The sequence below is a fragment of the Chryseobacterium sp. C2(2020) genome, from assembly GCF_014218915.1.
GTDB classification, from domain to species: Bacteria; Bacteroidota; Bacteroidia; order Flavobacteriales; family Weeksellaceae; genus Chryseobacterium; species Chryseobacterium mucoviscidosis.
In genome coordinates this window covers 200632-223282 of sequence record NZ_JACLCT010000001.1, presented here as the reverse complement: position 1 = coordinate 223282, position 22651 = coordinate 200632, and the positions used below count along the sequence as shown (strand labels likewise).

Genomic DNA, 22651 nt, shown 5'->3' with positions numbered 1-22651 from the left:
GAGGTTTATCATAAGCTTGAAAGTTTATTTTTTATATTTTTGTCTAAATTTTTATAGGAAAAATAATGAAAAAAGTATTAGCAATCGCGTTTATCGGTAGTTTATTTGCAGCTAGCTGCTCTAAAAAGCCAAATCATGACTTACAGGACAGCAACACGATGTTGCCAGAGCCGGATGCTCCAACTGTGGTGGATTCTACTGCCAAAAAAACTGAAGCAGCAAAAGTAAATGCCGCAGAATCTCTTCCTGCAGCTGAAGCTAAAGCAGATACTCTTACAAAAAAATAATGAAAAATCTGTTTTTGACAGGATGTCTGGCAATGCTGATGTTTTCCTGTTCCAAAAAAGAAAATACACCTGTTGATGCGGCTTCTCCCGAAGCTACATCAATGAATGAACCGGCGAAAAGTAATCTTTCCGGCGACAAAATTATTGAAACGCTGGATTGTTCCGGATGTCATGCGGTGAATGAAAGAATGATAGGACCTTCTTATCAGGAAATAGCAGATAAGTATTCTGAAAAGGATGCAGAAATGCTGGCTTCCAAGATTATAGAAGGCGGAAGCGGAGTTTGGGGAGGTGTTCCGATGTCTCCACATCCACAGGTGTCGAAAGAAGATGCCAAAAAAATGGTACAGTATATTTTAAGTCTGAAAAAATAATTGATGACTGAAAAGTCTGCTTTACACCCAAGAAATCTGCATCGTGATCCTTATGATTTCGAAAAGCTGATTTCCTGTGTACCGGAACTAAAACATTATGTTTTTGTGAACGCTTATCAAAGTGTAACAATTAATTTCAGTCTTCCGAAGGCTGTAAAATTGCTGAACAAAGCTTTGCTGTTACACTTTTATAAGGTTCAGGATTGGGATATTCCCGATGGTAATCTCTGTCCTCCGATTCCCGGAAGAGCAGATTACATTCATTATATTGCCGATTTAATCGGTGAAAAAGATCCTCAGAATTCTGATATTAAAGGACTGGATATCGGGACAGGAGCAAATCTTGTCTATCCTTTAATTGCCCATCGTTCTTACGGGTGGAAAATGCTTGGAACTGATATTAACGACATTTCCCTGAAAAATGCAAAATGTATTTTAAGTCAGAATCCGGATTTATTCCCTTTTATACATCTGAAAAAACAGCCGGAACCTGAACATATTTTCAAAAATATTATTGATAAAGAAGATCGTTTCAGGTTTTCCATGTGCAATCCGCCTTTTCATGATTCTGAAGAATCTGCCATGAAAGGGAATTTCAGAAAGACAAAAAATCTTAAAAAATCTACGGTTAAAAAACCATTACTGAACTTTGGCGGACAACAGTCGGAATTATGGTGTGAAGGCGGAGAACTGGCTTTCATCACAAAAATGATTCGCGAAAGCGCTCTGTATTCCTCTCAGGTTTTATGGTTTACCTGTCTTGTTTCCAAAAAAGAGAACCTCAGTAAATTAACATTCCTTTTAAAGAAAATAAAAGCAGTCGATTTCAGGATTATCGAAATGTCTCAGGGACAGAAAATCAGCCGTATATTGGCGTGGACTTTTGTTTCTCCCGACAAACATAAAAAATGGTGATCTATTTTAAAAAAACGTCCTACAAATATTTGTAAGACGTTATGAATTATTGTGTTTTAGAATCGTATTTTAGAAATAATCTGCTTTCACATACAAATTGTCGTTTCCTGTACCGTATGTAGCACGAACCGACTGCCCACTCGAACATCCCGTTAATGCAAAAATATCAAGTCTGTAAGTTCCCGCAGGCAAACTCAGCATAGGATTGGAAGCCGACTGATAATTTCCGGTGACATTTGTTGTAGCACCTGTTAAAGAATTGACGTGTGAAACGGATGACAGTCCCATATTATCCTGAATAATTGTTGCGCCTGTAGAATCTGAAATCCTGATCCAGCTAATTGAAATACGCGGAGAACCATCTGTAATTACTCCTCCTGCAGCATTGGCAAATGACGTGGTGACCGATGAAAATATAGAAACAATGGCAGGTCTTGCTAAAGTAAATGTGGTATTATAAACAGACTGTGTTGCCGTTCCAATGGCTGAAGCTGTCGCTGTCGCATTAAGCACAACGGGAGAAGCATTAGGAATAACATTCGTATTGAAAATCAGCATTTCCGAAGCTTTACCCTGATAAATATCTCCTGTTGCGGTATCCAGTATTAAAGGAACCGTTGTGGTAGGACTTCCTGTTGCAATTGCCTGTAAGTTGCTTATTCTGATGGGGGCTGTTGCGGCATTCACTTCAAGTCTTCTTGCAGGAGTGCTCGTTCCGATCCCGATATTTCCCGCCGGAGCGGCGAGAGTTCCGGTCATTCCTGTTCCGAAAATTGCATTCCCGATATTCATCTGGTTACTTGTGGTTGCAGACTGGATCTGTGTATTGTTTCCAATCGCGATATTGGTGCCGCCTGTTGTAATATTGGTTCCTGCAGAAGCTCCCAAGATTAAGTTGTTGCTTCCCGTGGTTAATCCCGAACCGGCAATGCTTCCCAAAACAGTATTGCTTGCTCCGGTTGTTAAAGATACACCGCCCGCCGTATCTCCCAGAAGAACATTATTAGATCCGGAACTGATTGCGGTTCCGGTATTAACACCAATAGCTATATTTGAATTTCCTCCATTATTAGAAATTAAAGCATTGTCACCGATGGCAATATTTCTCTGTATGGAAGCTGCTGTTGTACTGGATAAAGCATTTCCGCCAATAGCGATGTTGGTAGATCCTGTTGTGATCCCCCGTCCTGTATTTAAACCAATTCCGACATTTCTTGCCCCTGTTGTCACTGTATTTAAGGAAGTCGATCCGAATGCGGTGTTTCCGGTTCCGGTCACAGCGATGGGAATGGAATTATTTCCAAAAGATGTATTGGTTGTTCCCAAAATTCCGGACTGGATATTATTTCTTTTGAAGATAATATCCTGATTGTCTGTGGTTCCCATAAAGTTGGTTCCGGATGCTGTTCCGGAGTTTCCTGTAAGTCCCCAATTCTGCGCATTAACTGCCGAAGGAGTAGTAAGTCTCTGCCAAACCCCTCCTTCAAAATAATAATAACCAGTAGCTGTGATATTGACAGCCTGTCCTGTGGCGGATCCCGTTGCAACATCATTTACATAAATAAGTGTACCGGAAGGAACGGAAGTCATATTTAGGGCTCTTTCGCGATCCAGACGTGGAGCGAGAAGTCCGTCTACGGTGTTTGAGGTTCCTGTGGCATTTTTTGCAACAACGTCAAATGTAGCTGTAGGAGTAGTTGTATTTATCCCTACTTGTGCTTTAGTAATTGCTCCCATTGATAAAAGGGAGGATAATAGGATAATCCTTTTTTTCATAAGTAAATTATTTTATGATTAGTGGTAAACCAAAGATAATAAATAAAACTCATTTATAATTCATCATGTAGTGATTATTAATATTTAATTTAAATTAATCGTTTAAATATAGTTTTATAAGAATTATTTACATTGAAAATAAAGTATTATGGTATAAAATATTTACCTTAAGTTTAAGGTGAAATTTTGTAAATAATCACTAAATTTGTACGCTTTTAGAAAAATAAGAAATGCAATTATCAGAACAAGAAATCATTAGAAGAGAAAAGCTGAATAAGCTTGTTGAAATGGGGATTAATGCATTCCCGGCGGATGAATACATCATTACAGATACTACAGAATCTATAAAACAGGATTTCGCAGAAAGTAAACAGGTGAAGATCGCGGGAAGACTGATGTCGCGAAGAATTCAGGGGAAAGCTTCTTTTGCTGAGTTGCAGGATTCTACAGGAAGAATTCAGGTGTATTTTAACAGGGATGAGATCTGTACAGGAGAAGATAAAACGTTATACAATGAAGTGTACAAACACCTTTTAGATATTGGAGATATTATCGGAATTGAAGGTGAACTGTTTACAACACAGGTAGGAGAGAAGACGGTTTTGGTGAAAAATTTCACCCTGTTAACGAAATCTCTAAGACCGCTTCCACAGGCAAAAACTGATGAAAACGGTGTTGTTCACGATGCGTTCAATGATCCGGAACTAAGATACAGACAGCGTTATGTAGATTTAACGGTAAATCCTCAGATTAAGGAAGTTTTCGTAAAAAGAACAAAACTGTTCAATGCAATGAGAACATTCTTTAATGATGCAGGATATTTTGAGGTGGAAACTCCGATCTTACAGGCGATTCCGGGAGGAGCTGCGGCAAGACCTTTCATTACGCATCACAATGCTTTGGATATTCCTTTATATTTAAGAATTGCCAACGAGTTATATCTTAAAAGATTAATCGTAGGTGGTTTTGACGGGGTTTATGAATTCTCCAAAAACTTCAGAAATGAAGGAATGGACAGAACCCACAACCCTGAATTTACCGCAATGGAAATTTATGTAGCATACAAAGACTACAACTGGATGATGGATTTCACAGAGAAATTATTAGAATTCTGTGCTATTCAGGTAAACGGAACAACAAAAGCTACTTTCGGAGAACATGAAGTGGATTTCAAAGCGCCTTACCAGAGAATTTCCATGACGGATGCGATTCTTAAATTTACAGGATTCGATATCACCGGAAAAACAGAACAGGAATTATTCGATTTTGCGAAATCTATCGGAATTGATGTGAATGAAACGATGGGGAAAGGAAAATTAATTGATGAAATTTTTGGTGAAAAGTGTGAAGGGAACTTCATTCAGCCAACTTTCATTACAGATTATCCGATCGAAATGTCACCGCTTACGAAAAAACACAGAAGCAAAGAAGGCTTAACCGAGCGTTTCGAGCTGATGGTTTGCGGAAAAGAAATCGCCAATGCTTATTCTGAGCTTAATGATCCTATTGATCAGAGAGAGCGTTTTGAGGAGCAGTTAAAATTATCAGAAAAAGGAGACGACGAAGCAGGACAGTTTATTGATGAAGATTTCTTACGAGCGCTGGAATACGGAATGCCGCCAACTTCAGGTTTAGGAATCGGAATGGACAGATTAATTATGTTCCTTACGAATAATGCATCTATTCAGGAAGTTTTATTCTTCCCTCAAATGAGACCTGAGAAAGCGGTTCCTCAAATTGAACTGGGTGAAGATGAAAAAGTAATTCTTGAAATCTTAAAATCAGGAGAACAGATTGCTTTGGCAGAAGTGAAAGAGCAATCTCAACTTTCAGGAAAGAAATGGGACAAAGCCTCAAAAACTTTGACGAAAAATAATCTCGTGAAAGTGGAGAAGATTGATGAGGTTCTTTTAATAAAACTGGTTTAAGATTTTACCGTTTAAAATAATATAAGGTCGTCTCAGGACGATCTTTTTTATTATATTCAAAAACTTTTTTAAAAAATTAAAACTAATGATTAAAAAAATTAAAGTTAATCAGAAGATTCCTATATATTCTAGCCATGATAAAAACTCAAAAACCGAAAGTTTTTTGCAAGAGGGAGATATTGTTGAATTTAATCGCGAAAAAAGAAGGGACGGTATTGATTGGATTGAGATTATTTTGAACAGAAAAAATTACTTCATAAAAAAAGATTCTTCAAAGTTTTCTTTATTAAAAAGAGTCAAACTTATTGATAATGCTTGTACCATTGTATTCTTTGAATCGAAAGCCGGAGAAAAATATACTTTTGGTGAAGTATTTACGGTTCATTCGCTTGAAGGTATGAATCAGGGGTGTATTAAAGTGAAAAGAATTTTTGATCATGCGCAACAAGAGAAATGCATTAATCTGTATTATGATATAAACAAGGTTAATATTTCTAAAAGGATTTTTGCAAAAGGAGAAGAAATCATAATTACCAATAAGATAGGAGTGTTTACTGAGGTTTTATATGGCAAAAAGACAGGATATATTTTGTCTGATATTGCTTATTATGAACCGAAAAATTGGTGGATGGTAGCTGTTGTTTCTGTAGTTGGTTTATTTATGATGGTTGGCTTAATATACGGTGCTATATCTTCAGGCTGGGTTGTTAAAGGGGCTTTCTTAGCCATTCCGGTAATCATTGTATCTGCAATTATTATTGTTTTTATAAAAGGAATTTTGACAATTATTAATCTTGTTGTTGAAAATATTAGAAAAAGATTGTAATTTTTTACTGTAAAAACTATTTCTGTACAATTTCCGTTATTCATAAAAACTAAATGAGATGAGAATTCTGATCGTCCTTATTTTTCTGTTCGTCAATGTGAAAGCTCAGATGCTTAGTTCTGTTTATTTCGAGTACAATAGTTCTAAACTGACGAAAGAATCGCAGAGAAAACTTGACAGTCTGGCGCAACTTAGATATAATCTGAAATTCAGAATTTTTGGAAATTGTGATATTTCCGGAACTTCGGAATACAATAAAAAGCTGTCTGAAAATCGTGCTAATGCGGTTAATCAATATTTACAATCAAAAATCGGAAACAATATCAAACTGGAAAGTGTGGTAGGATTGGGAAAAGAAAAACCCATCAATGACAACAGTACCGAAGAACTGCGCGGTAAAAACAGAAGAGTAGACGTATTTATTGATCGGGTGATGATTGCCGGAGAAATACATTCCGGGAAAACCTTTGAGAGTTTTTTCAGCAAAAAAGTTTCAGAAATGAAAATCGGAGAAACTTTTTCTTTGCCGAATGTTAATTTTATCGGAGGTCGCCACGTATGGCTGCCAAAAGGAAATAGTGTATTGATGCAGTTAGCGGAAATTTTAAAAAATAATCCGACAATCGAAGTAGAATTGCAGGGACATATCTGCTGTGATTATGACAATTTCGATGGTGAAGATTTAGATTTGAAAACATTTAACCTATCTTGGACGAGAGCCAATGCCATCAAAGAATTTCTGGAAAAACAGGGAATTGCTTCCACGCGCATCAAAGCAACCGGAATGGGACATCTCAATCCTGTTGTTTATCCCGAAAGAAAGGAAGAGGATTTTATGAAGAACAGGAGGGTGGAAATTGTTTTGCTTAAAAAATAGATGATAAGGTTTCGGCGCAGCAAAGCTGCGCCGAAACCCTTTATACATATAAAATTATCTTCTCTGTTTACTGAACGAAGCCATCAGATAAAATAGAAAAGGAAGGATGAATAACGATCCCAGCATTAAAGCCCATCCCAAAGCGGAAATAGTCTTTGGTGCTGCAACGTGTTCTAATAACGAAAGATGTTGCCCGTTTCCGAATAAAATAATATTCGGATTATGCTGATAAGTTGCGGCAACCAGAATCATAATCACCTGAAATCCGGCTAAAGCTCTTACAGGTAAAAGTTTACGGCGATTCATTGCTCTCAGAATCAGGAACAGGCAAATCGTGGCAAAAACCGTTGCCATAATTCCCAAAGGTTTTGAGAAAACCCACATCAGTAAAGGAATATCGGAAAAATAAGCCGTGATAAAAACCAGAAGTCCTGCGATAACAACAAAGATCATGGTCTGTTTGGATTTTCTGATCATCATACCCAGTTCAAAACGGTCGGAAGTCTCTCTCAAAGCAAAAACGGAAGCAAGATAAGCACAGATGGAAACGGTAAATAAACCTACTGCAACACCAAACCAGTTCAGCCAACTGAAAATATACAAATCTAAAAAGTTAGTAGCCTCCGGATTAATGGAATGAGAGATTGTAGCTGCAGCCGTTAATCCCAGAAAAAAAGGAGTCAGTAAACTTGCAAAGTAAAAAATCTGTGTGTAAATGCGTTGCCAACTGTCTTCTACTGCATCATAATGTCGAAAAGTAAAGGCTGTACCGCGCGCAATAATTCCCACCAGCATTAAAACCAAAGGAATATGAAGGTACGTGGAAAGCGTAGTGTAAATCTCCGGAAAACCGACAAAAAGAATAACAATCGCAATAATCAGCCACATATGATTGGCTTCCCAAACCGGAGCAATAGAAGTGTACATCAAAGTCTGCGTTTTGGGTCTGTTCTTTTTTCTGGTGAACTGTTCCACAATTCCCGCTCCGAAATCGGCTCCGCCTAAAATAACATACAGACAGATTGATAGCCAGAGAAATCCTATAACAACGTAAATCATGACTTCTTATTTTTAGAGTTAAACTGTGGATCGGTAGGATCATATAATTGGGGAACCATTTTAATCTGTCTTGTTAAAAGGAAAATAATAACCAAAGAGAGTGACGCGAAAATCGCGGTAAAAAAGTAAAAAGAATACTGAATTCCTGGCATTGGTGTCACGGCATCGACTGTTTTCATAATTCCGTAAATAATCCACGGCTGTCTTCCCACTTCAGTTACTGTCCATCCCGCTTCCAGAGCAATATATCCGAAAGGAGTTGCATATAAAAATGTTTTCAGAAGCCAGTTTCTGGAAAGCCATTCTTTCCTGAAAAACGTTGCATACAGAAAAACGCTTCCAATAATAATCATCACAACACCAAAGAAAATCATGATCTGAAAAGAATAATGCACAACCGCAATCGGAGGCCATTCTTCTTTTGGAAAATCTTTCAGTCCTTTTACTTCCGCGTTAAAATCATTAGCTACTAAAAAACTCAGAACTTTCGGAATTTTTATGGCATATTTTATCTCTTCTTTTTTCTCATCCGGAATTCCGCCAATAACAAATGAAGCCCCTTTTTCCGTTTCAAAATGGGCTTCCATGGCAGCTAATTTTATTGGCTGTCTTTCTGCGACGGATTTTGCGGCAACATCACCACTTAAGGGTGCTCCGAATGCTCCGATCAAAGCAAATCCTGCTGCAATTCTGAAGGCTTTGGTATGAAATTCAACATTTTTTTTCTTTAGAATCAAGAAAGCATGAACTCCGGCAACTGCAAATCCGGTTGCACAAAACGCAGCAACCGTCATGTGTAAAGCCTGAGGAAACCACGCGTCATTGAACATGGCTTTAATAGGATCTATATTTAAATATTGTCCGTTCACATAATCAAATCCTGCCGGAGAATTCATCCATGCGTTTGCGGCAACCACTAAAATTCCCGAAGCTAAACCGCTTAATCCTACCAAAAATCCACAGAACCAATGAAACCATTTGTTAAAACGATCCCATCCGTACAGAAAAAATCCGATTGCGATGGCTTCAATAAAAAATGCAGTTCCTTCCAGTGAAAAAGGCATTCCGAAGATGGGTCCTGCGTGTTTCATAAATTCAGGCCACAGAAGTCCCAGTTCAAAAGAAAGCATCGTTCCGGAAACGGCACCGGTTGCAAAAAGGATTGCCACACCCTTGCTCCAGGCTTTCGTAAGACCTTTATAAACTTCGTTTTTTGTTTTTAAGTATTTCCAGTGTGCAAAAGCCATAAGAAAAGGCATAACCATACCCACACAGGAAAAAATAATGTGGAAGCCGAGTGACATTGCCATCTGTGCACGAGCTGCAAGAAAGTCGTCCATAAACCATTCATTTTGAGTAAATAAATTTACGCATAAATTATAGATCGTCATTATGATTTACAACAGCATTTGTTTGAGAAATAGGTTTTAACTTTGATATTTTTTAAGAGAAAATAATCTTTGCTTTTTGTGGAAAAATCAATACTTTTTTGACACTTTTTAACTTTCGTACCTCGAAAAAAATCACGATATTTGTAAGTCTTTGCATTTAGCAGGATTTTTTAATATTTATATGAGTCAGAAACAATATACAGCTAGTAGTATTCAGGCATTGGAAGGAATGGAACACGTGCGTATGCGTCCTTCAATGTACATTGGTGATGTGGGAGTAAGAGGTCTCCATCATTTGGTTTATGAAGTAGTAGATAACTCTATCGACGAAGCGTTGGCAGGATACTGCGACACAATCTTTGTCAGCATTAAAGAAGGAAACGGGATCGAGGTTAGCGATAACGGTAGAGGTATTCCTGTGGATTTCCACGAAAAAGAACAGAAATCCGCTCTTGAGGTTGTAATGACGAAAATCGGGGCAGGAGGTAAGTTTGATAAAGATTCTTATAAAGTTTCCGGAGGTCTTCACGGAGTTGGAGTTTCGTGTGTGAACGCACTTTCCAACGAAATGGTAACCACAGTTTACAGAGACGGAAACGTTTATCAGCAGATATATTCAAGAGGTAAAGCTCAGACCGGAGTAGAGGAAATCGGACACAGTGATCAGAGAGGAACCAAACAGTTCTTCCAGCCGGATGATTCTATCTTTACAGAACTGGTGTATAATTATGATACTTTAGCAAGCCGTTTAAGAGAGCTTTCTTATTTAAATAAAGGAATTACCATTACCCTTACCGACGAAAGAGAAAAACTGGAAGACGGTTCTTTCAGATCAGAAGTTTTCCATTCTGAAGGTGGTTTGAAGGAATTTGTTGCATTCATCGACGGAAACCGTGAATCGATCATGGAAAACGTAATTTTCATGGAAGGTGAAAGAGACGATATTCCTGTGGAAGTGGCAATGCGTTACAATACTTCATTTAATGAAAATCTTCATTCTTACGTTAATAACATCAATACTCATGAAGGAGGAACTCACTTAGCGGGTTTCAGACGTGCTTTAACGAGAACTCTGAAGAAATATGCGGATGATTTAGGAATTCCTCAAAAAGAAAAAGTAGAAATTACAGGAGACGATTTCCGTGAAGGACTTACGGCTGTAGTTTCTGTAAAAGTAATGGAACCTCAGTTTGAAGGACAGACCAAAACAAAATTAGGAAACTCTGAAGTTTCGGGAGCTGTTGATAAAATTGTTGGGGAAATGCTGACTAACTTTTTAGAAGAAAATCCCAACGAAGCAAAAATTATCGTTCAGAAGGTTGTTTTAGCTGCAAAAGCAAGACAGGCTGCGAAAAAAGCCCGTGAAATGGTTCAGAGAAAATCTCCGATGGGAGGTTCCGGGCTTCCCGGGAAATTATCCGACTGTTCTTCAAAAGATCCGGCAGAATCAGAAATTTTCTTGGTTGAGGGAGATTCCGCGGGTGGAACGGCAAAGCAGGGACGTGACAGATTCTTTCAGGCAATTCTTCCGTTAAGAGGTAAAATTCTGAATGTTGAGAAATCAATGCTTCACAAAGTATATGATAATGAAGAGATTAAAAATATTTATACCGCTTTAGGAGTTTCCGTTGGTACGGAAGAAGACAGCAAAGCGTTGAATATGGCGAAGCTAAGATATCATAAAATCGTAATCATGACCGATGCCGATATTGATGGTTCTCACATTTCAACGTTGATCTTAACCTTCTTCTTCAGATACATGAAAGAATTGATTGAGAACGGCTATATTTACATTGCTCAGCCGCCTTTGTATTTATTGAAAAAAGGAAACAAAAAAGTATATGCTTATAACGAAAAAGAGCGTGAAGAATTTACTTTGGAAATGTCTCCGGATGGAAAAGGCGTTGAAGTTCAGCGTTATAAAGGTCTTGGAGAGATGAATCCTGAACAGCTTTGGGAAACCACTCTGAATCCTGAACACAGAATTCTGAAGCAGGTAACCATCGACAATGCAGTAGAAGCTGACAGTGTATTTTCTATGTTGATGGGAGATGAGGTTCCGCCAAGAAGAGAATTTATAGAGAAGAATGCTAAATATGCGAAAATTGATGCATAATTGAATTTAAAAAATACGATTATATAAGACTTCAGCAATGAAGTCTTTTTTTATTTCCATTATAAAGTCTTCAATACAATAAAAAATAATTTTGCCAGTTATAAGATTTCATTATTTTTGCTAAATTTTAATAACCATGATTAAAATACTTTGTATTGGAGCACTTTCGATGGCTTCTTTTTACTACTCACAAAACTTTCCGGTTTCTGCCATTCCTGAGAATCTGAAGAAAAACGCAGATGCGGTGATCAGGAAAGATCTTACGACGATTCAGGTTAATAAAATTGATGATATCAGATATCAGTATTACACGGTGACCTCTGTTTTAAACAAAGACGGCGATTCCGATGCGCAGATTTATATTCCTTATGAAAAAGGCAATAGTATTTCAGACATCAAGGTGAATATTTACGATGAATCCGGAAAGAAAATCAAGTCATTTTCCAAATCAGATTTTGGAGATTTTGCTAATAACAATCAAGGAACGTTCTATTCGGATAACCGAGTGATGGCTTTGTCTTATACGCCTACGCAATATCCTTACACCGTGGAATTTTCCTATCAGATCGCAGATGAAAACACAGTTTTCCTGCCGGATTTTATTCCATTCAGATCAACCAATATTTCACTGGAAGAAGCTCAGATGAAGATCATCAACAAATCAGGCATCGAGCTTAAAACAAAAACATATCCTTCGGTTTATAACTATACTTCAGTTACAGAAAGCGATAATGCAGGAGAAAAAATATATTCTTATAAAAATGTTCCGGCTATTGATGATGCTTTTTTGCTTCCCCAACCGATAAAAATTTTGCCAAAAGTAAGTTTTGCGTTAACGAAATTCAATCTTGAAGGAAAACAGGGGAGTATAAACAACTGGAGTGAGTTCGGATCTTGGTATTACAACAGCATTTTACAGCCGGTTTCTTTATCAACGCCTGCAATTAAAGCGGAAGTTGCAGCACTGAATTTACAGGGAACAACCGAAGAAAAGGTAAAAAAACTGTATCAGTATATGCAGAGCAAGACAAGGTATATTTTTGTAGCCTTGGGAATCGGCGGTTGGCAGCCGATGCTTCCGGATGAAGTTCAGAAAAAGGGATATGGCGATTGTAAAGGATTAACAAATTACATGAAAACTTTACTGGATGAAGCCGGAATTCCGTCTTATTATTCGGTGATCAATTCCGGTTCCTCTCCGGTTTCGTTTGATAAAGATTTTCCTAAAATGGGAGGAAACCATGTTATTCTGATGGTTCCTGCTGAAAAAGGAAATATCTGGCTTGAAAATACATCTCAGCAAATAGCTTTTAATCATCTAAGTTACGGAACCACAGAAAGAAATGTGCTTTCCATCAGAAAAAACGGAATTGAATTAATTGATACTCCGGTTTATTCGGCAGACCAAAGCAAAGAAAAACAGCTTTTAAAAATAAAGCTTAATGAAGACAACAGTATTTCCGGCGAAGGTAATTTTGCGTACACGGGAATTCAGTATGATAACAATCTAGTTCTGGCAACAATGTCACCAAAAGAAAGAAACGAAGCCATAAAAAATCTTCTGGATATTCTTCATTTTGAAAAGATTGAGATGAAAAATTTTCTGAACGATAAAGACAATGCCGTTGCAAAGTTTGATCTTGATTTTAAAGCCAATAATTATTCTAAAAACGCAGGAAGCAGCATCATTTTCAGAGCAGTACCTATTTATTCAGACAATGTTTACAAAACAGACGAAAACAGGGAATTGCCTTTCGAATTAAGACAGTCTTTTCAGGATGAATACGAAATCAGCTTTGCGCTTCCTAAAAACTATAGAATAGAGGAACTTCCTGAGAATGTGACGTTAAATTCAGAATTCGGAACCTACAAATTAAGTTTTGTGAAAAATGGCGAAGAACTGAAAGTCAGCCGAACCATAAGAATCAATAAAGGGCTTTATCCTAAAGAAAAATATAACGATTACGTTAATTTCAGAAAAAAAACCATTAACATTGACAACTCAAAAATTTTAATTTCTAAAATTTAACATGAAAAAAATATTTCTAGTGGCTTTCTGCTCAATGAATTTGATATTTATTGAAGCTCAGAAGCATGAATTTCTTAATTATCCTAAATTTAATGATGCAGATCTTTCAAAGCAGAAATCAGCGTTGGATGAAAATGCACCTGCCGAAATTTTATTCAAATCGCTGCATTTCAGCATTGATAACAATACCGGAAATCTTGTGAAAAAAGCTTTTTACAGGGTGAAAATCTATGATAAAGACAAAGCAGAAGACTGGTTGAATCTTGAAATTCCGTTATACCAAAGCGGAAGCGATCAGGAAACCATTTCGAAGGTAAAAGCTTTCACGTACAATCTGGAAAACGGAACTTCCGTATCTACAAAAGTTGATAAAAGCTCTAAATACAAAAGTAAGGAAAGCAAATATGTCTCCATTACAAAATTTGCTTTTCCAAATGTGAAAAATGGCTCTGTCATTGAATATCAGTATGAAGTAACTTCTCCCTTTCTCTATGTGGTTCCGGAAATCATGATCGAAACAGACACACCTTCGTTATACACGGAATATGTTTTAGATAGTCCTTCAAATATTGCCTATAATGTGAATTACACCGGTTTTTTGTCCCCGAAATACAGAGAAGTGGAAGAAAGATTGATGTACGGAATGAATTACAGAACCTACCGCTTTGGATATGAAAATGTGAAAGGCTTTAAAACAGAAAAATTTGTAAACAACGACCGTAATTACAGAACAAAAATAAGTGCAGAACTTCACTCAACAAACTTCAGAGAACTTAAATTGTATTCTTCGTCGTGGGAAAAGATCAAAGACAGATTGTATGAAAATGAAGATTTCGGAGGGGAATTGAAGAAAACAAAACTGGCAAAAGACAATATGCCTGCAAATATTTCAGGTATTTCGGGAGAAATAGAAAAAGCCAATGCTGTTTTTGATTATGTAAAAAATACCTTTACATGGAACAAAGACAGAGGAATTTATACAGAAGACGGTATCAAAAAAATGCTGGAAACAAAAACCGGAAATGCGGCAGAAATCAATCTTTTTCTGGTCATGATGCTTCGTGAAGCAGGAATAAAAGCAGATCCGCTTACGATTTCTACGGTGAGCAATGGTTTTATTAACATTGCTTCACCCAATGTTTCCAATATGAATTTTGTAATTGCCGCTATTCAGACAAAAGATGGTTTTCATTTGTATGATGCCACTTCCAAGCAGTCTTCGATCGATCAGTTACCGCCAAGAGACTGGAACCAGTTCGGAATTTTGATGAATAAAGACAAAGTTCAGCAATTATCCATGATCAATGCAAAAACAAGTTTTACCTATCTTACGGCGGAGGCAAAAATTAATCCAGACGGAAGCATTTCGGGAACCTATTCCGATAAAGACACAGGAACGTATGCTATTTTTGCAAAAGAGAGTTATGACGATAATGCAGAGAAATACAAAAAGCAGTATAAAGATAATTTTGCGATAGACTTTACCAATATCGATTCAAAAGTACATGAAAATGGTGATTTTGAAAGCACCATGAAGTTTTCTTCCGAAAATTTAATCGACAGGATCGGAAAGAAAATGATTATCAATCCAATGTTGTTTTTAAATAAAAACTCTAATGAATTCGATCAGACCGAAGAAAGAAAATACCTTATCGATTTTACTTCGCCGTTCACAAGAATTAAGAAAATAGTCTTGGAAATTCCGGAAGGATATGCCATTGAAGAAATGCCGAAAAACAAAAAAATTGTAACCGACGATAAAGAAATCGAGTACAGTTATATTGCTGAACAAAAAGGAAATAAGATTGAGGTAATTTCTACCACCAAAGTTAAGAGTCCCACTTATGAGAAAGAATATTACCCTGCCTTTAAGCAGATTTGGGGAGTGGCTTCTAAACAGGAAAATCAGGTCATCAGTCTTGTAAAGAAGCAGTAACTAAATTTTTTTTCAAAAATAATCTCAAACCATTCATTATTTGAATGGTTTTTGCATTGAAGAAGGAAAATCAGAATTATGAAAAATACCATTGCGGTCTTGGCACTTTCTTCTTTCTTTGTTTTTTCAGCCTGTAAAAAGACGGAAAGCAATAATATAAATGAAACAGAAGCAACAGCTCCCGAAAAGTTTACAGTAGATTCCGTGAAAATTAGCGATTCCACGAAATTAAGCGATTCTTTAACCGTTAAATATACTTCCAAAATGTTGCTGTTCCCGACAGTTAAGGATAAAAAATTATTAGACAGCATTTATTTTACAGAAAAAAATATTGGCGACTTTTCCAGAGAAGGAGTGCTGAATTACCTTCAGAAAAGCAAAAACGAATATTTCAATAACATCAGAAAAGATTCAAAAGACTGGATTTCAGATATTTCATTCTCTCAGGAATGGTATTCGGATACAGGAATGAAAGTGAAATCCAATACAAATGATTATCTCCAGATAGAATACTTTTGGGCTTCTTATGAAGGAGGTGCACACGATAATTATGGATATGCAGAAAGAGTTTTTGATTTAAAAAACAACAAAAAGCTTGAATTAAAAGACATTACTTCCATGCCGAAAGAAAAACTGGAAGCCCTTTTAATGAAAAATATCAATAAAACCAACAGCGGAACAACAGATGATAAAGGAGAAGTTAATAACTCCGAAATGCTTCTGGTAGATAAAATTCCGGCAACGGAAAATTTTTATTTTGATGACAAAAACCTGTATTTCCATTACAGTCCGTATGAAATTACAGCTTTTGCAGCAGGAGATATTATAATCCCTGTTTCTTGGACAGAGCTTAAAGGAACTCTTACTCCAGAATTTATGAAAAGAATGAAAATTAAATAACAATCATGCTTCCACATCGGGAGCATTTTTTATTTTTGCACTAATGGAAAAAGTCGCTTTCATCATCAATCCTTTTTCGGCGAAAAAAAATTATCAGCCGTTTCTCAACGAACTGAAAGCAAAGGTGAAAAATCCTTTGTATTACATCTCGGAATCTATTCCCGGAACCGATCAGTTTATTCAGGATCATTTTAATGACGTTGATATTTTTGTAGCCATCGGAGGCGACGGAACCATTTCTACCGTAGCCAGAAATCTCATCAACACAGAAAAAATTCTTGCGATTTTTCCGGCAGGTTCCGGAAACGGATTTTCCAACGAAACCCAGTTCAGCAAAAATCTGGACGAACTTCTGGAAAAGATCAAAACCAAAAATTCCAGAAAGATTGATACGTTCACTGTAAATGAAAGACTTTCCATCAATGTTTCCGGAACAGGGTTCGACGGTAAAGTCGTAAAGGAATTTGAAAAAACCACAAGAGGATTTAAAAATTATATCAAAGTCTCTTTTAAAACCTTTTTCAGCTACAAGCCAATCAAGCTTAAGTTTTTTGACGAAAAATACAAGCAGTACAACGGGAAATATTTAATGGTGAACATCGCCAACACACGACAGTTTGGAAACAACGCCTACATCGCACCTCATGCAAGTAAAAGTGACGGTTTGGTAGATATGGTTCTGGTCAAAAAATTCCCTTTCTTCTATTCCATGCTTTTTGCGTTCAGAATGTTTACCAAAAAACTGAAACAGGATGATTACATTACATATCTTCCGGTTTCTGAAATAGAATTTAAAGTAAATACTAAAAACTGGCATCTCGACGGAGAATTCAACAAAATAAAATCTCCGGTTCGTGTAAAAGTTCAGCCTTCGAGTTTAAGGATTTTAATCTAAAAACGGTCATTCCTGTAAAAAAGAAATTGTTATCTATTTAATTTTAGGAGCTGTTTCGCGCTTTCGCTACTCGCTTTTTTTTGGATTCGGCGGCTGCTTAGCAGCCGCCGAATCCAAAAAAAAGCTCAGACAGGCCGCTCAATCGCGGCTAAAATGGCAGTCATTGTAAAACTAAATCTGTTTCAGATTAAACAATGTCAAGCTAAACCTCCAGTTTTTTTTCCACTTCATTCGGATGATCCAGACAATAGTGCAGTTGCTCTTTATCCAGTTGCTTTTCCCAGTTGGCAACCACCACCGTTGCTACAGAATTTCCGATAACGTTGGTTAAAGCACGGCATTCACTCATAAACTTATCGATTCCTAAAATCAGCGTCATTCCGGCAATCGGAATTTCAGGAACAACCGCTAATGTTGCCGCTAAAGTCACAAATCCTGCTCCCGTAACTCCGGCTGCACCTTTAGAACTCAGCATGGCAACCAAAAGAAGAATGATCTGTTTCTCGATCGGAAGATGAATATTTAAAGCCTGTGCAATAAAAAGCGAAGCCAGCGTCATATAAATATTGGTTCCGTCGAGATTGAAAGAATATCCTGTAGGAACCACCAAACCGACAATCGCTCTTGAACAGCCTGCTTTTTCAAGCTTTTCCATAATTCCGGGAAGTGCAGATTCTGAAGAACTCGTTCCTAAAACCAGCAAAAGCTCCGCCTTCAGGTAATACATCAACTTAAAAATATTAAAACCGTTGTACCAGGCGACAGCGCCTAAAACCAAAACCACAAATAATGCAGAAGTTATATAAAACGTTCCCACCAAAAAAATCAGATTCAAAACCGAATGAAGTCCGTATTTTCCAATGGTAAAAGCCATCGCTCCGAAGGCTCCGATCGGTGCCAGTTTCATCAGCATATGCACAATTTTGAAGACCGGAGTGGAAAGATCCTGTAAAAAATCCGTTACTTTCTGGCTCTTTTCTTTCGTTAAAACCAAAGCTATGCCCATTAAAATGGCAACAAGAAGAACCTGCAGAATATTATCTCCAACCAACGGACTGAAAAGCGTTTCCGGAATAATATTCATAATAAAACCGGTTAAAGTCGTTTCATGAGCTTTTTGCTGATACTGAGAAACATCGCCCGAAAGGGTAGAAGGATCAATATTAAGACCATGACCCGGCTGTAAGATATTTCCTACCACCAAACCGATAACCAATGCCAACGTTGAAAACGTAAAGAAATAAATCATCGCTTTAACCGCAATTCTGCCCACTTTTTTAAGGTCAGTCATGTGCGCGATTCCTAAGGTGAGGGTAATGAAAATCACCGGAGCAATAATCATTTTCACGAGTTTGATGAATCCGTCGCCCAAAGGTTTCATTTTTTCACCAAGTTCCGGATAAAATCTTCCTAAAAGAATTCCCGCAACAATCGCAATAATAACCTGAAAATAAAGCTGGTGGTAAATTTTTTTTGCTTTCAAAAGAATATTGATTTTAAAAACCGAAAATTAATGAAATTTGCTCTAAAATAATGACAAATGTCATGAATAGTTTCGGCTCGGGCAAAGCCCGAGCCGAAACCAGATTACTTTAAATCTTTCTCTAATTTTTGATGAAGAAAGAATCTTAAAAAGCTATCTCAAAATCCAGATTATTTCACTCTTATCATTTTGACGAATAAAAACATTTGATAATCAATTAATTAATATGTTTCTGAGTCAGCTTTTTTTAATTAACTACAAAAACTTCACCTATTCCACTGCAACAGAATCGTCACCACGACCATCTGCAACTGCATGAATATTTCCGTTGTCATCAATCAGAATCATTTCTGTTCTTCCGATCTGGTTCCATTTTTCAGACTTATATCCTAATTTTTCCAGATCCTTAATCGTGGTTTCAGGAAAATTCTTTTCAAAAGCAACCGTTTCGGGAAGCCATTGATGGTGAAATTTCGGAGCATTGACAGAAATATTAGCATTCTGCTTAAAATCGATCACATCAACAATAGCCTGATAAACAGAAGTAGGAATCGTCGTTCCTCCCGGAGTTCCGACTACCATGTAAGGTTTTCCGTTTTTCAGAACAATCGTTGGAGTCATCGAAGAAAGCATTCTTTTATTCGGCTGAATGGAATTGGCTTCTCCGCCGACCGCTCCAAACATATTCGGAACACCCGGTTTTATGGAAAAATCGTCCATTTCATTATTTAAGAAAAATCCCGCACCGGAAACAACAACTTTACTTCCGTAATAACCATTCAAAGTAGTGGTTACCGCTGCTGCATTTCCATCCTTGTCAATCACTGAAATATGGGTCGTTTCTGTAGATTCTTTAGGTTGTTTGGTTATTTTCCCCACTTCCGCACTCGGTGTTGCTTTGCTGAAACTGAAGCTTTTCCAGCGGTTTTTCAGATATTCGTCAGAAATCAGATAAGACGTTTTATCCTGAATAAAATCCGGATCGCCCATATATTCTGCTCTGTCTGCATATGCTCTTCTTTCGGCTTCCACCATCACCTGAACAGCCTGTGTAGAATTTTGCTGATATTTCTCCAGATTTTCATAACCTGCCATTTTCAGCATTTGCGCAAGAAGAAGTCCGCCGCTAGAAGGCAAAGGCATAGAAACCACCTGATTTCCTTTGTAATCAAATTCAAGTGCTTTTCTTTCGGCAACTTTATAATTTTTAAGATCTTCAGAAGTAATAATTCCGTTTCCTCTTTTCATTTCAGAAGCCAGAAGTTCCGCTGTTTTTCCTTCGTAAAAACCTTTTAGACCTTGTTTCTGAATCAACTTTAACGTTTCAGCCAAATCCTTCTGAACTAAAAGATCTCCGGCTTTCCAGGGAATATCCTTAACAAAAACAATGGAAGACTGATTGTGCTTCTGGAAATTCTGTTTATTGTTATTCAGTAAGTTAGCTTCCTGTTCGGTAATCGCAAAGCCTTTTTCAGCAAGATCAATGGCGGGCTGAATTAGTTTCTCCATCGGAAGTTTACAGTATTTTAAAGTAGCAAAAAAACCAGCCACACTTCCCGGAATTCCAACAGCTAATCTTCCGTTTTGGGAAAGATCGGTATTGGCTTTACCGTTTTTATCGACATACATATCATGACTTGCCTTTTTAGGTGCCGTTTCACGATAATCGATTGTGAATTTTTCGCCATTGTTTTTTACGCCAACTAAAAATCCGCCTCCGCCGATATTTCCCGCCTGCGGATAAACAACAGCAAGTGCATATTGCGTAGCAACAATTGCATCATACGCATTTCCTCCCATTTTCATCACTTTTGCTCCTGCTTCGCTTGCTAACGGATGTGCAGAAACAACCACTCCTTTATTTTTAACTTTCACCTCCTTCACAATAGTAATATCTGTGTATTGTGCTGAAATTGTGGTAGAAAATAAAATAAGTGAAACAATAATCTTTTTCATTTACAAAATTTATATTCGAATTTACGATTTTGTTTTAAGATAGGGTCTAAAATATTTACTTTTGCTTTCGATCAACAAATAAAAGTTAAAAATGAAATCCCACACGGAAAGAATACTTATTACAGGTGCTTTAGGACAGATCGGCACCGAGCTTACAAACAGACTTGTTGAAATTCACGGAGCTGAAAATGTTGTGGCTTCGGGGCTTGACAGATGGCAAAAGGGAATTACTGCGGCAGGTCATTACGAAAGAATGGATGTTACCAATACCCAATTGGTAAGACAGGTAATTAAAGACTACGATATTACTACCGTTTATCATTTGGCTTCATTATTGTCGGGTACTTCAGAAAAGCAGCCGATTTTCGCATGGAAATTAAATCTGGAGCCCCTGCTTCATTTTTGTGAAATGGCAAAAGAAGGACTTATCCAAAAGATTTTCTGGCCGAGTTCCATTGCGGTTTTTGGAAAAGGAATTCCTAAAGAAAATGTAGAGCAGGATGTGGTTCTAAATCCTACAACGGTTTACGGAATTTCTAAAATGGCGGGTGAGAAATGGTGCGAGTATTATTTTGATAAGCATGGAGTAGATGTAAGAAGCATCCGTTATCCGGGATTGATTTCATGGAAAACTCCTGCAGGTGGTGGAACTACAGATTATGCTGTTGAGATTTTTTATGAAGCCATCGAAGAAGGAAAATACACAAGTTTTATTTCCGAAAACACAGGAATGCCGATGTTGTATATGGATGATGCCATTAACGCAACCCTGAAATTAATGGATGCTCCAAAAGAAAATCTTACCGTAAGATCTTCTTATAATTTGGGCGGAATGTCTTTCACTCCAAAAGAACTGGCGGAAGAAATTAAGAAAGAAATTCCGGAATTCGAGATCGATTATAAACCGGATTTCAGACAGGCAATTGCAGATTCATGGCCAGCATCAATTGATGACTCCGTAGCGAAAAAAGACTGGGGATTAAGCTACGATTTCGGGATTTCTGAGATGACTAAAGACATGATTAAAAATTTGAAAATCAAATTAGCTAAAAATTAATGTATTTCAAGTTTTAATTTAAATAAGAATTATTTTAACATCTGATTTTTAATTTATTATAAAAATTATCTAAAATTTAGTTTAAATGATATTGTTCACATTTAACATTCTGAATATTGAAGCTGACTGCAAAAAACAGCAGTCTGTTTCCGATGAAGAAAGGCTGAAAATTTCAGAAGATAATACAAAAGCAATACTTAGAATTTTAGACATTCATGATGTTAAAGCAAGTTTCTTTGTAGAGATTTCGATCGCTCAAAAACTTCAGAATTTAATAAAAGCAATTTCATTCCAAGGGCATGAAATTGCTTTTTATAATAAAAATTCTACCCTTCCGGAAATTGAAAATGCTAAAAAATTTACTCAGGAATTTTTAGAAAAACAGATTCGCGGAATTCGTCAGAAAGACATCAAAGTTCCTCAGGAAGATTTAAAGTTGCTGGAATTTAATTACGTTTCCAATATTGATAATGCTGATATTCTTTTCCCTTTCAAACGTCTGAAAAGAGACACGCAGATTAATGAAGAAAACGGATTGAGCATTGTTCCGGAAAGTATTTCTCCTTACAGCCAGTTGCCGTATAACGATTTTGTATTTCAGATGCTTCCGATGAAATATTATCAGAGCATGGTTTTTGAAACCCTGAAAAAAGATGATTTTGTTCTGATTTATCTTAATTCATGGCAGTTTACAGATTTTCAGAAGTATCCGTTTGATATTCCCTTTTACAGAAGGCTGAATTCAGGCAAAAAAATGGAGGACAAATTAGATGCCCTCCTCAGTTGGATCAACGAGAAAGAAATGGCTACTTCCCGTATGAAAGATTATATTTTTTAGCTTGCAGG

Annotated in this window: 18 protein-coding genes; 13 read left to right on the top strand and 5 right to left on the bottom strand. The window is 37.0% G+C overall.

Translation table 11 applies throughout. The features are described 5' to 3' along the window. The first annotated feature begins 65 nt into the window (after positions 1-65). Genes H6W52_RS01010 through rlmF form a run of 3 tightly spaced genes read left to right on the top strand, consistent with a single transcriptional unit; the run spans position 66 to position 1576 of the window. On the top strand, positions 66-287 hold the full coding sequence (locus H6W52_RS01010) for a hypothetical protein (protein ID WP_116098005.1): 222 nt from the start codon (positions 66-68) through the stop codon (positions 285-287). Beyond that, entirely contained in the window at positions 287-661 is a 375-nt protein-coding gene (locus tag H6W52_RS01005) for a c-type cytochrome (RefSeq protein ID WP_076393273.1), read from the top strand. Before H6W52_RS01010 ends, H6W52_RS01005 begins: the two co-directional genes overlap by 1 nt. 3 nt (positions 662-664) lie before the next feature. Beyond that, on the top strand, positions 665-1576 hold the full coding sequence (rlmF, locus tag H6W52_RS01000) for a 23S rRNA (adenine(1618)-N(6))-methyltransferase RlmF (RefSeq protein WP_185144407.1): 912 nt from the start codon (positions 665-667) through the stop codon (positions 1574-1576). Between the two features lie 69 nt (positions 1577-1645). On the opposite strand, the gene H6W52_RS00995 is transcribed toward rlmF, so the two are convergent. Then, positions 1646-3352: a beta strand repeat-containing protein gene (locus tag H6W52_RS00995; protein ID WP_185216376.1), complete on the bottom strand. Its 1707-nt coding sequence runs from the start codon at positions 3350-3352 to the stop codon at positions 1646-1648. Between the two features lie 230 nt (positions 3353-3582). On the opposite strand from H6W52_RS00995, the gene lysS reads away from it, so the two are divergent. The 3 genes from lysS (at position 3583) to H6W52_RS00980 (ending at position 6983) form a co-directional block, all read left to right on the top strand. After that, the gene (lysS, locus tag H6W52_RS00990; RefSeq protein ID WP_116098011.1) at positions 3583-5280 is read left to right on the top strand and encodes a lysine--tRNA ligase; all 1698 of its coding nucleotides are present in this window, start codon (positions 3583-3585) and stop codon (positions 5278-5280) included. A gap of 85 nt (positions 5281-5365) precedes the next feature. Further along, on the top strand, positions 5366-6106 hold the full coding sequence (locus tag H6W52_RS00985) for a hypothetical protein (protein WP_116098013.1): 741 nt from the start codon (positions 5366-5368) through the stop codon (positions 6104-6106). A 58-nt stretch (positions 6107-6164) separates the two neighbouring features. Then, positions 6165-6983, top strand: a complete 819-nt coding sequence (locus tag H6W52_RS00980; RefSeq protein WP_116098015.1) for an OmpA family protein — start codon at positions 6165-6167, stop codon at positions 6981-6983. Between the two features lie 54 nt (positions 6984-7037). Here H6W52_RS00980 and H6W52_RS00975 read toward each other — a convergent pair whose 3' ends face one another. Together H6W52_RS00975 and H6W52_RS00970 are read right to left on the bottom strand one after the other, a co-directional pair. Further along, entirely contained in the window at positions 7038-8042 is a 1005-nt protein-coding gene (locus H6W52_RS00975) for a cytochrome d ubiquinol oxidase subunit II (protein WP_116098017.1), read from the bottom strand. Continuing rightward, positions 8039-9382 (bottom strand): cytochrome ubiquinol oxidase subunit I, encoded by a 1344-nt coding sequence (locus tag H6W52_RS00970; RefSeq protein ID WP_116098019.1) that lies wholly within the window; start codon positions 9380-9382, stop codon positions 8039-8041. Before H6W52_RS00970 ends, H6W52_RS00975 begins: the two co-directional genes overlap by 4 nt. A gap of 232 nt (positions 9383-9614) precedes the next feature. On the opposite strand from H6W52_RS00970, the gene gyrB reads away from it, so the two are divergent. From gyrB to H6W52_RS00945, 5 genes are all read left to right on the top strand, one after another. Beyond that, positions 9615-11549 (top strand): DNA topoisomerase (ATP-hydrolyzing) subunit B, encoded by a 1935-nt coding sequence (gyrB, locus tag H6W52_RS00965; protein ID WP_087710974.1) that lies wholly within the window; start codon positions 9615-9617, stop codon positions 11547-11549. A gap of 136 nt (positions 11550-11685) precedes the next feature. Then, positions 11686-13578 (top strand): DUF3857 domain-containing protein, encoded by a 1893-nt coding sequence (locus H6W52_RS00960; protein WP_116098021.1) that lies wholly within the window; start codon positions 11686-11688, stop codon positions 13576-13578. 1 nt (position 13579) lies between these two features. Continuing rightward, entirely contained in the window at positions 13580-15514 is a 1935-nt protein-coding gene (locus H6W52_RS00955) for a transglutaminase-like domain-containing protein (RefSeq protein ID WP_116098023.1), read from the top strand. A 78-nt stretch (positions 15515-15592) separates the two neighbouring features. Beyond that, positions 15593-16414: an RsiV family protein gene (locus H6W52_RS00950; RefSeq protein ID WP_116098025.1), complete on the top strand. Its 822-nt coding sequence runs from the start codon at positions 15593-15595 to the stop codon at positions 16412-16414. A 43-nt stretch (positions 16415-16457) separates the two neighbouring features. Further along, on the top strand, positions 16458-17309 hold the full coding sequence (locus H6W52_RS00945) for a diacylglycerol/lipid kinase family protein (RefSeq protein ID WP_116098027.1): 852 nt from the start codon (positions 16458-16460) through the stop codon (positions 17307-17309). Positions 17310-17511: 202 nt separating this feature from the next. On the opposite strand, the gene H6W52_RS00940 is transcribed toward H6W52_RS00945, so the two are convergent. Both H6W52_RS00940 and ggt read right to left on the bottom strand, forming a co-directional pair. Beyond that, a complete protein-coding gene (locus H6W52_RS00940) occupies positions 17512-18792 on the bottom strand; it encodes a dicarboxylate/amino acid:cation symporter (protein ID WP_185216375.1) in 1281 nt (426 codons plus the stop codon). A 270-nt stretch (positions 18793-19062) separates the two neighbouring features. After that, positions 19063-20748: a gamma-glutamyltransferase gene (ggt, locus tag H6W52_RS00935; RefSeq protein ID WP_116098031.1), complete on the bottom strand. Its 1686-nt coding sequence runs from the start codon at positions 20746-20748 to the stop codon at positions 19063-19065. A gap of 91 nt (positions 20749-20839) precedes the next feature. On the opposite strand from ggt, the gene H6W52_RS00930 reads away from it, so the two are divergent. Together H6W52_RS00930 and H6W52_RS00925 are read left to right on the top strand one after the other, a co-directional pair. Next, complete coding sequence (locus H6W52_RS00930) at positions 20840-21805, top strand: NAD-dependent epimerase/dehydratase family protein (protein ID WP_076393298.1); 966 nt, start codon at positions 20840-20842, stop codon at positions 21803-21805. Positions 21806-21890: 85 nt separating this feature from the next. Continuing rightward, a complete protein-coding gene (locus H6W52_RS00925; protein WP_116098033.1) occupies positions 21891-22643 on the top strand; it encodes a polysaccharide deacetylase in 753 nt (250 codons plus the stop codon). Positions 22644-22651: the final 8 nt, after the last annotated feature.

Excerpts from the sequence above, each read along its gene's own strand:
- H6W52_RS01010 (WP_116098005.1), top strand. The coding sequence starts at position 66 with ATGAAAAAAGTATTAGCAATCGCGTTTATCGGTAGTTTATTTGCAGCT.
- H6W52_RS01005 (WP_076393273.1), top strand. The coding sequence starts at position 287 with ATGAAAAATCTGTTTTTGACAGGATGTCTGGCAATGCTGATGTTTTCC.
- rlmF (WP_185144407.1), top strand. The coding sequence starts at position 665 with ATGACTGAAAAGTCTGCTTTACACCCAAGAAATCTGCATCGTGATCCT.
- H6W52_RS00995 (WP_185216376.1), bottom strand. The coding sequence starts at position 3,352 with ATGAAAAAAAGGATTATCCTATTATCCTCCCTTTTATCAATGGGAGCA.
- lysS (WP_116098011.1), top strand. The coding sequence starts at position 3,583 with ATGCAATTATCAGAACAAGAAATCATTAGAAGAGAAAAGCTGAATAAG.
- H6W52_RS00985 (WP_116098013.1), top strand. The coding sequence starts at position 5,366 with ATGATTAAAAAAATTAAAGTTAATCAGAAGATTCCTATATATTCTAGC.
- H6W52_RS00980 (WP_116098015.1), top strand. The coding sequence starts at position 6,165 with ATGAGAATTCTGATCGTCCTTATTTTTCTGTTCGTCAATGTGAAAGCT.
- H6W52_RS00975 (WP_116098017.1), bottom strand. The coding sequence starts at position 8,042 with ATGATTTACGTTGTTATAGGATTTCTCTGGCTATCAATCTGTCTGTAT.
- H6W52_RS00970 (WP_116098019.1), bottom strand. The coding sequence starts at position 9,382 with ATGGACGACTTTCTTGCAGCTCGTGCACAGATGGCAATGTCACTCGGC.
- gyrB (WP_087710974.1), top strand. The coding sequence starts at position 9,615 with ATGAGTCAGAAACAATATACAGCTAGTAGTATTCAGGCATTGGAAGGA.
- H6W52_RS00960 (WP_116098021.1), top strand. The coding sequence starts at position 11,686 with ATGATTAAAATACTTTGTATTGGAGCACTTTCGATGGCTTCTTTTTAC.
- H6W52_RS00955 (WP_116098023.1), top strand. The coding sequence starts at position 13,580 with ATGAAAAAAATATTTCTAGTGGCTTTCTGCTCAATGAATTTGATATTT.
- H6W52_RS00950 (WP_116098025.1), top strand. The coding sequence starts at position 15,593 with ATGAAAAATACCATTGCGGTCTTGGCACTTTCTTCTTTCTTTGTTTTT.
- H6W52_RS00945 (WP_116098027.1), top strand. The coding sequence starts at position 16,458 with ATGGAAAAAGTCGCTTTCATCATCAATCCTTTTTCGGCGAAAAAAAAT.
- ggt (WP_116098031.1), bottom strand. The coding sequence starts at position 20,748 with ATGAAAAAGATTATTGTTTCACTTATTTTATTTTCTACCACAATTTCA.
- H6W52_RS00930 (WP_076393298.1), top strand. The coding sequence starts at position 20,840 with ATGAAATCCCACACGGAAAGAATACTTATTACAGGTGCTTTAGGACAG.
- H6W52_RS00925 (WP_116098033.1), top strand. The coding sequence starts at position 21,891 with ATGATATTGTTCACATTTAACATTCTGAATATTGAAGCTGACTGCAAA.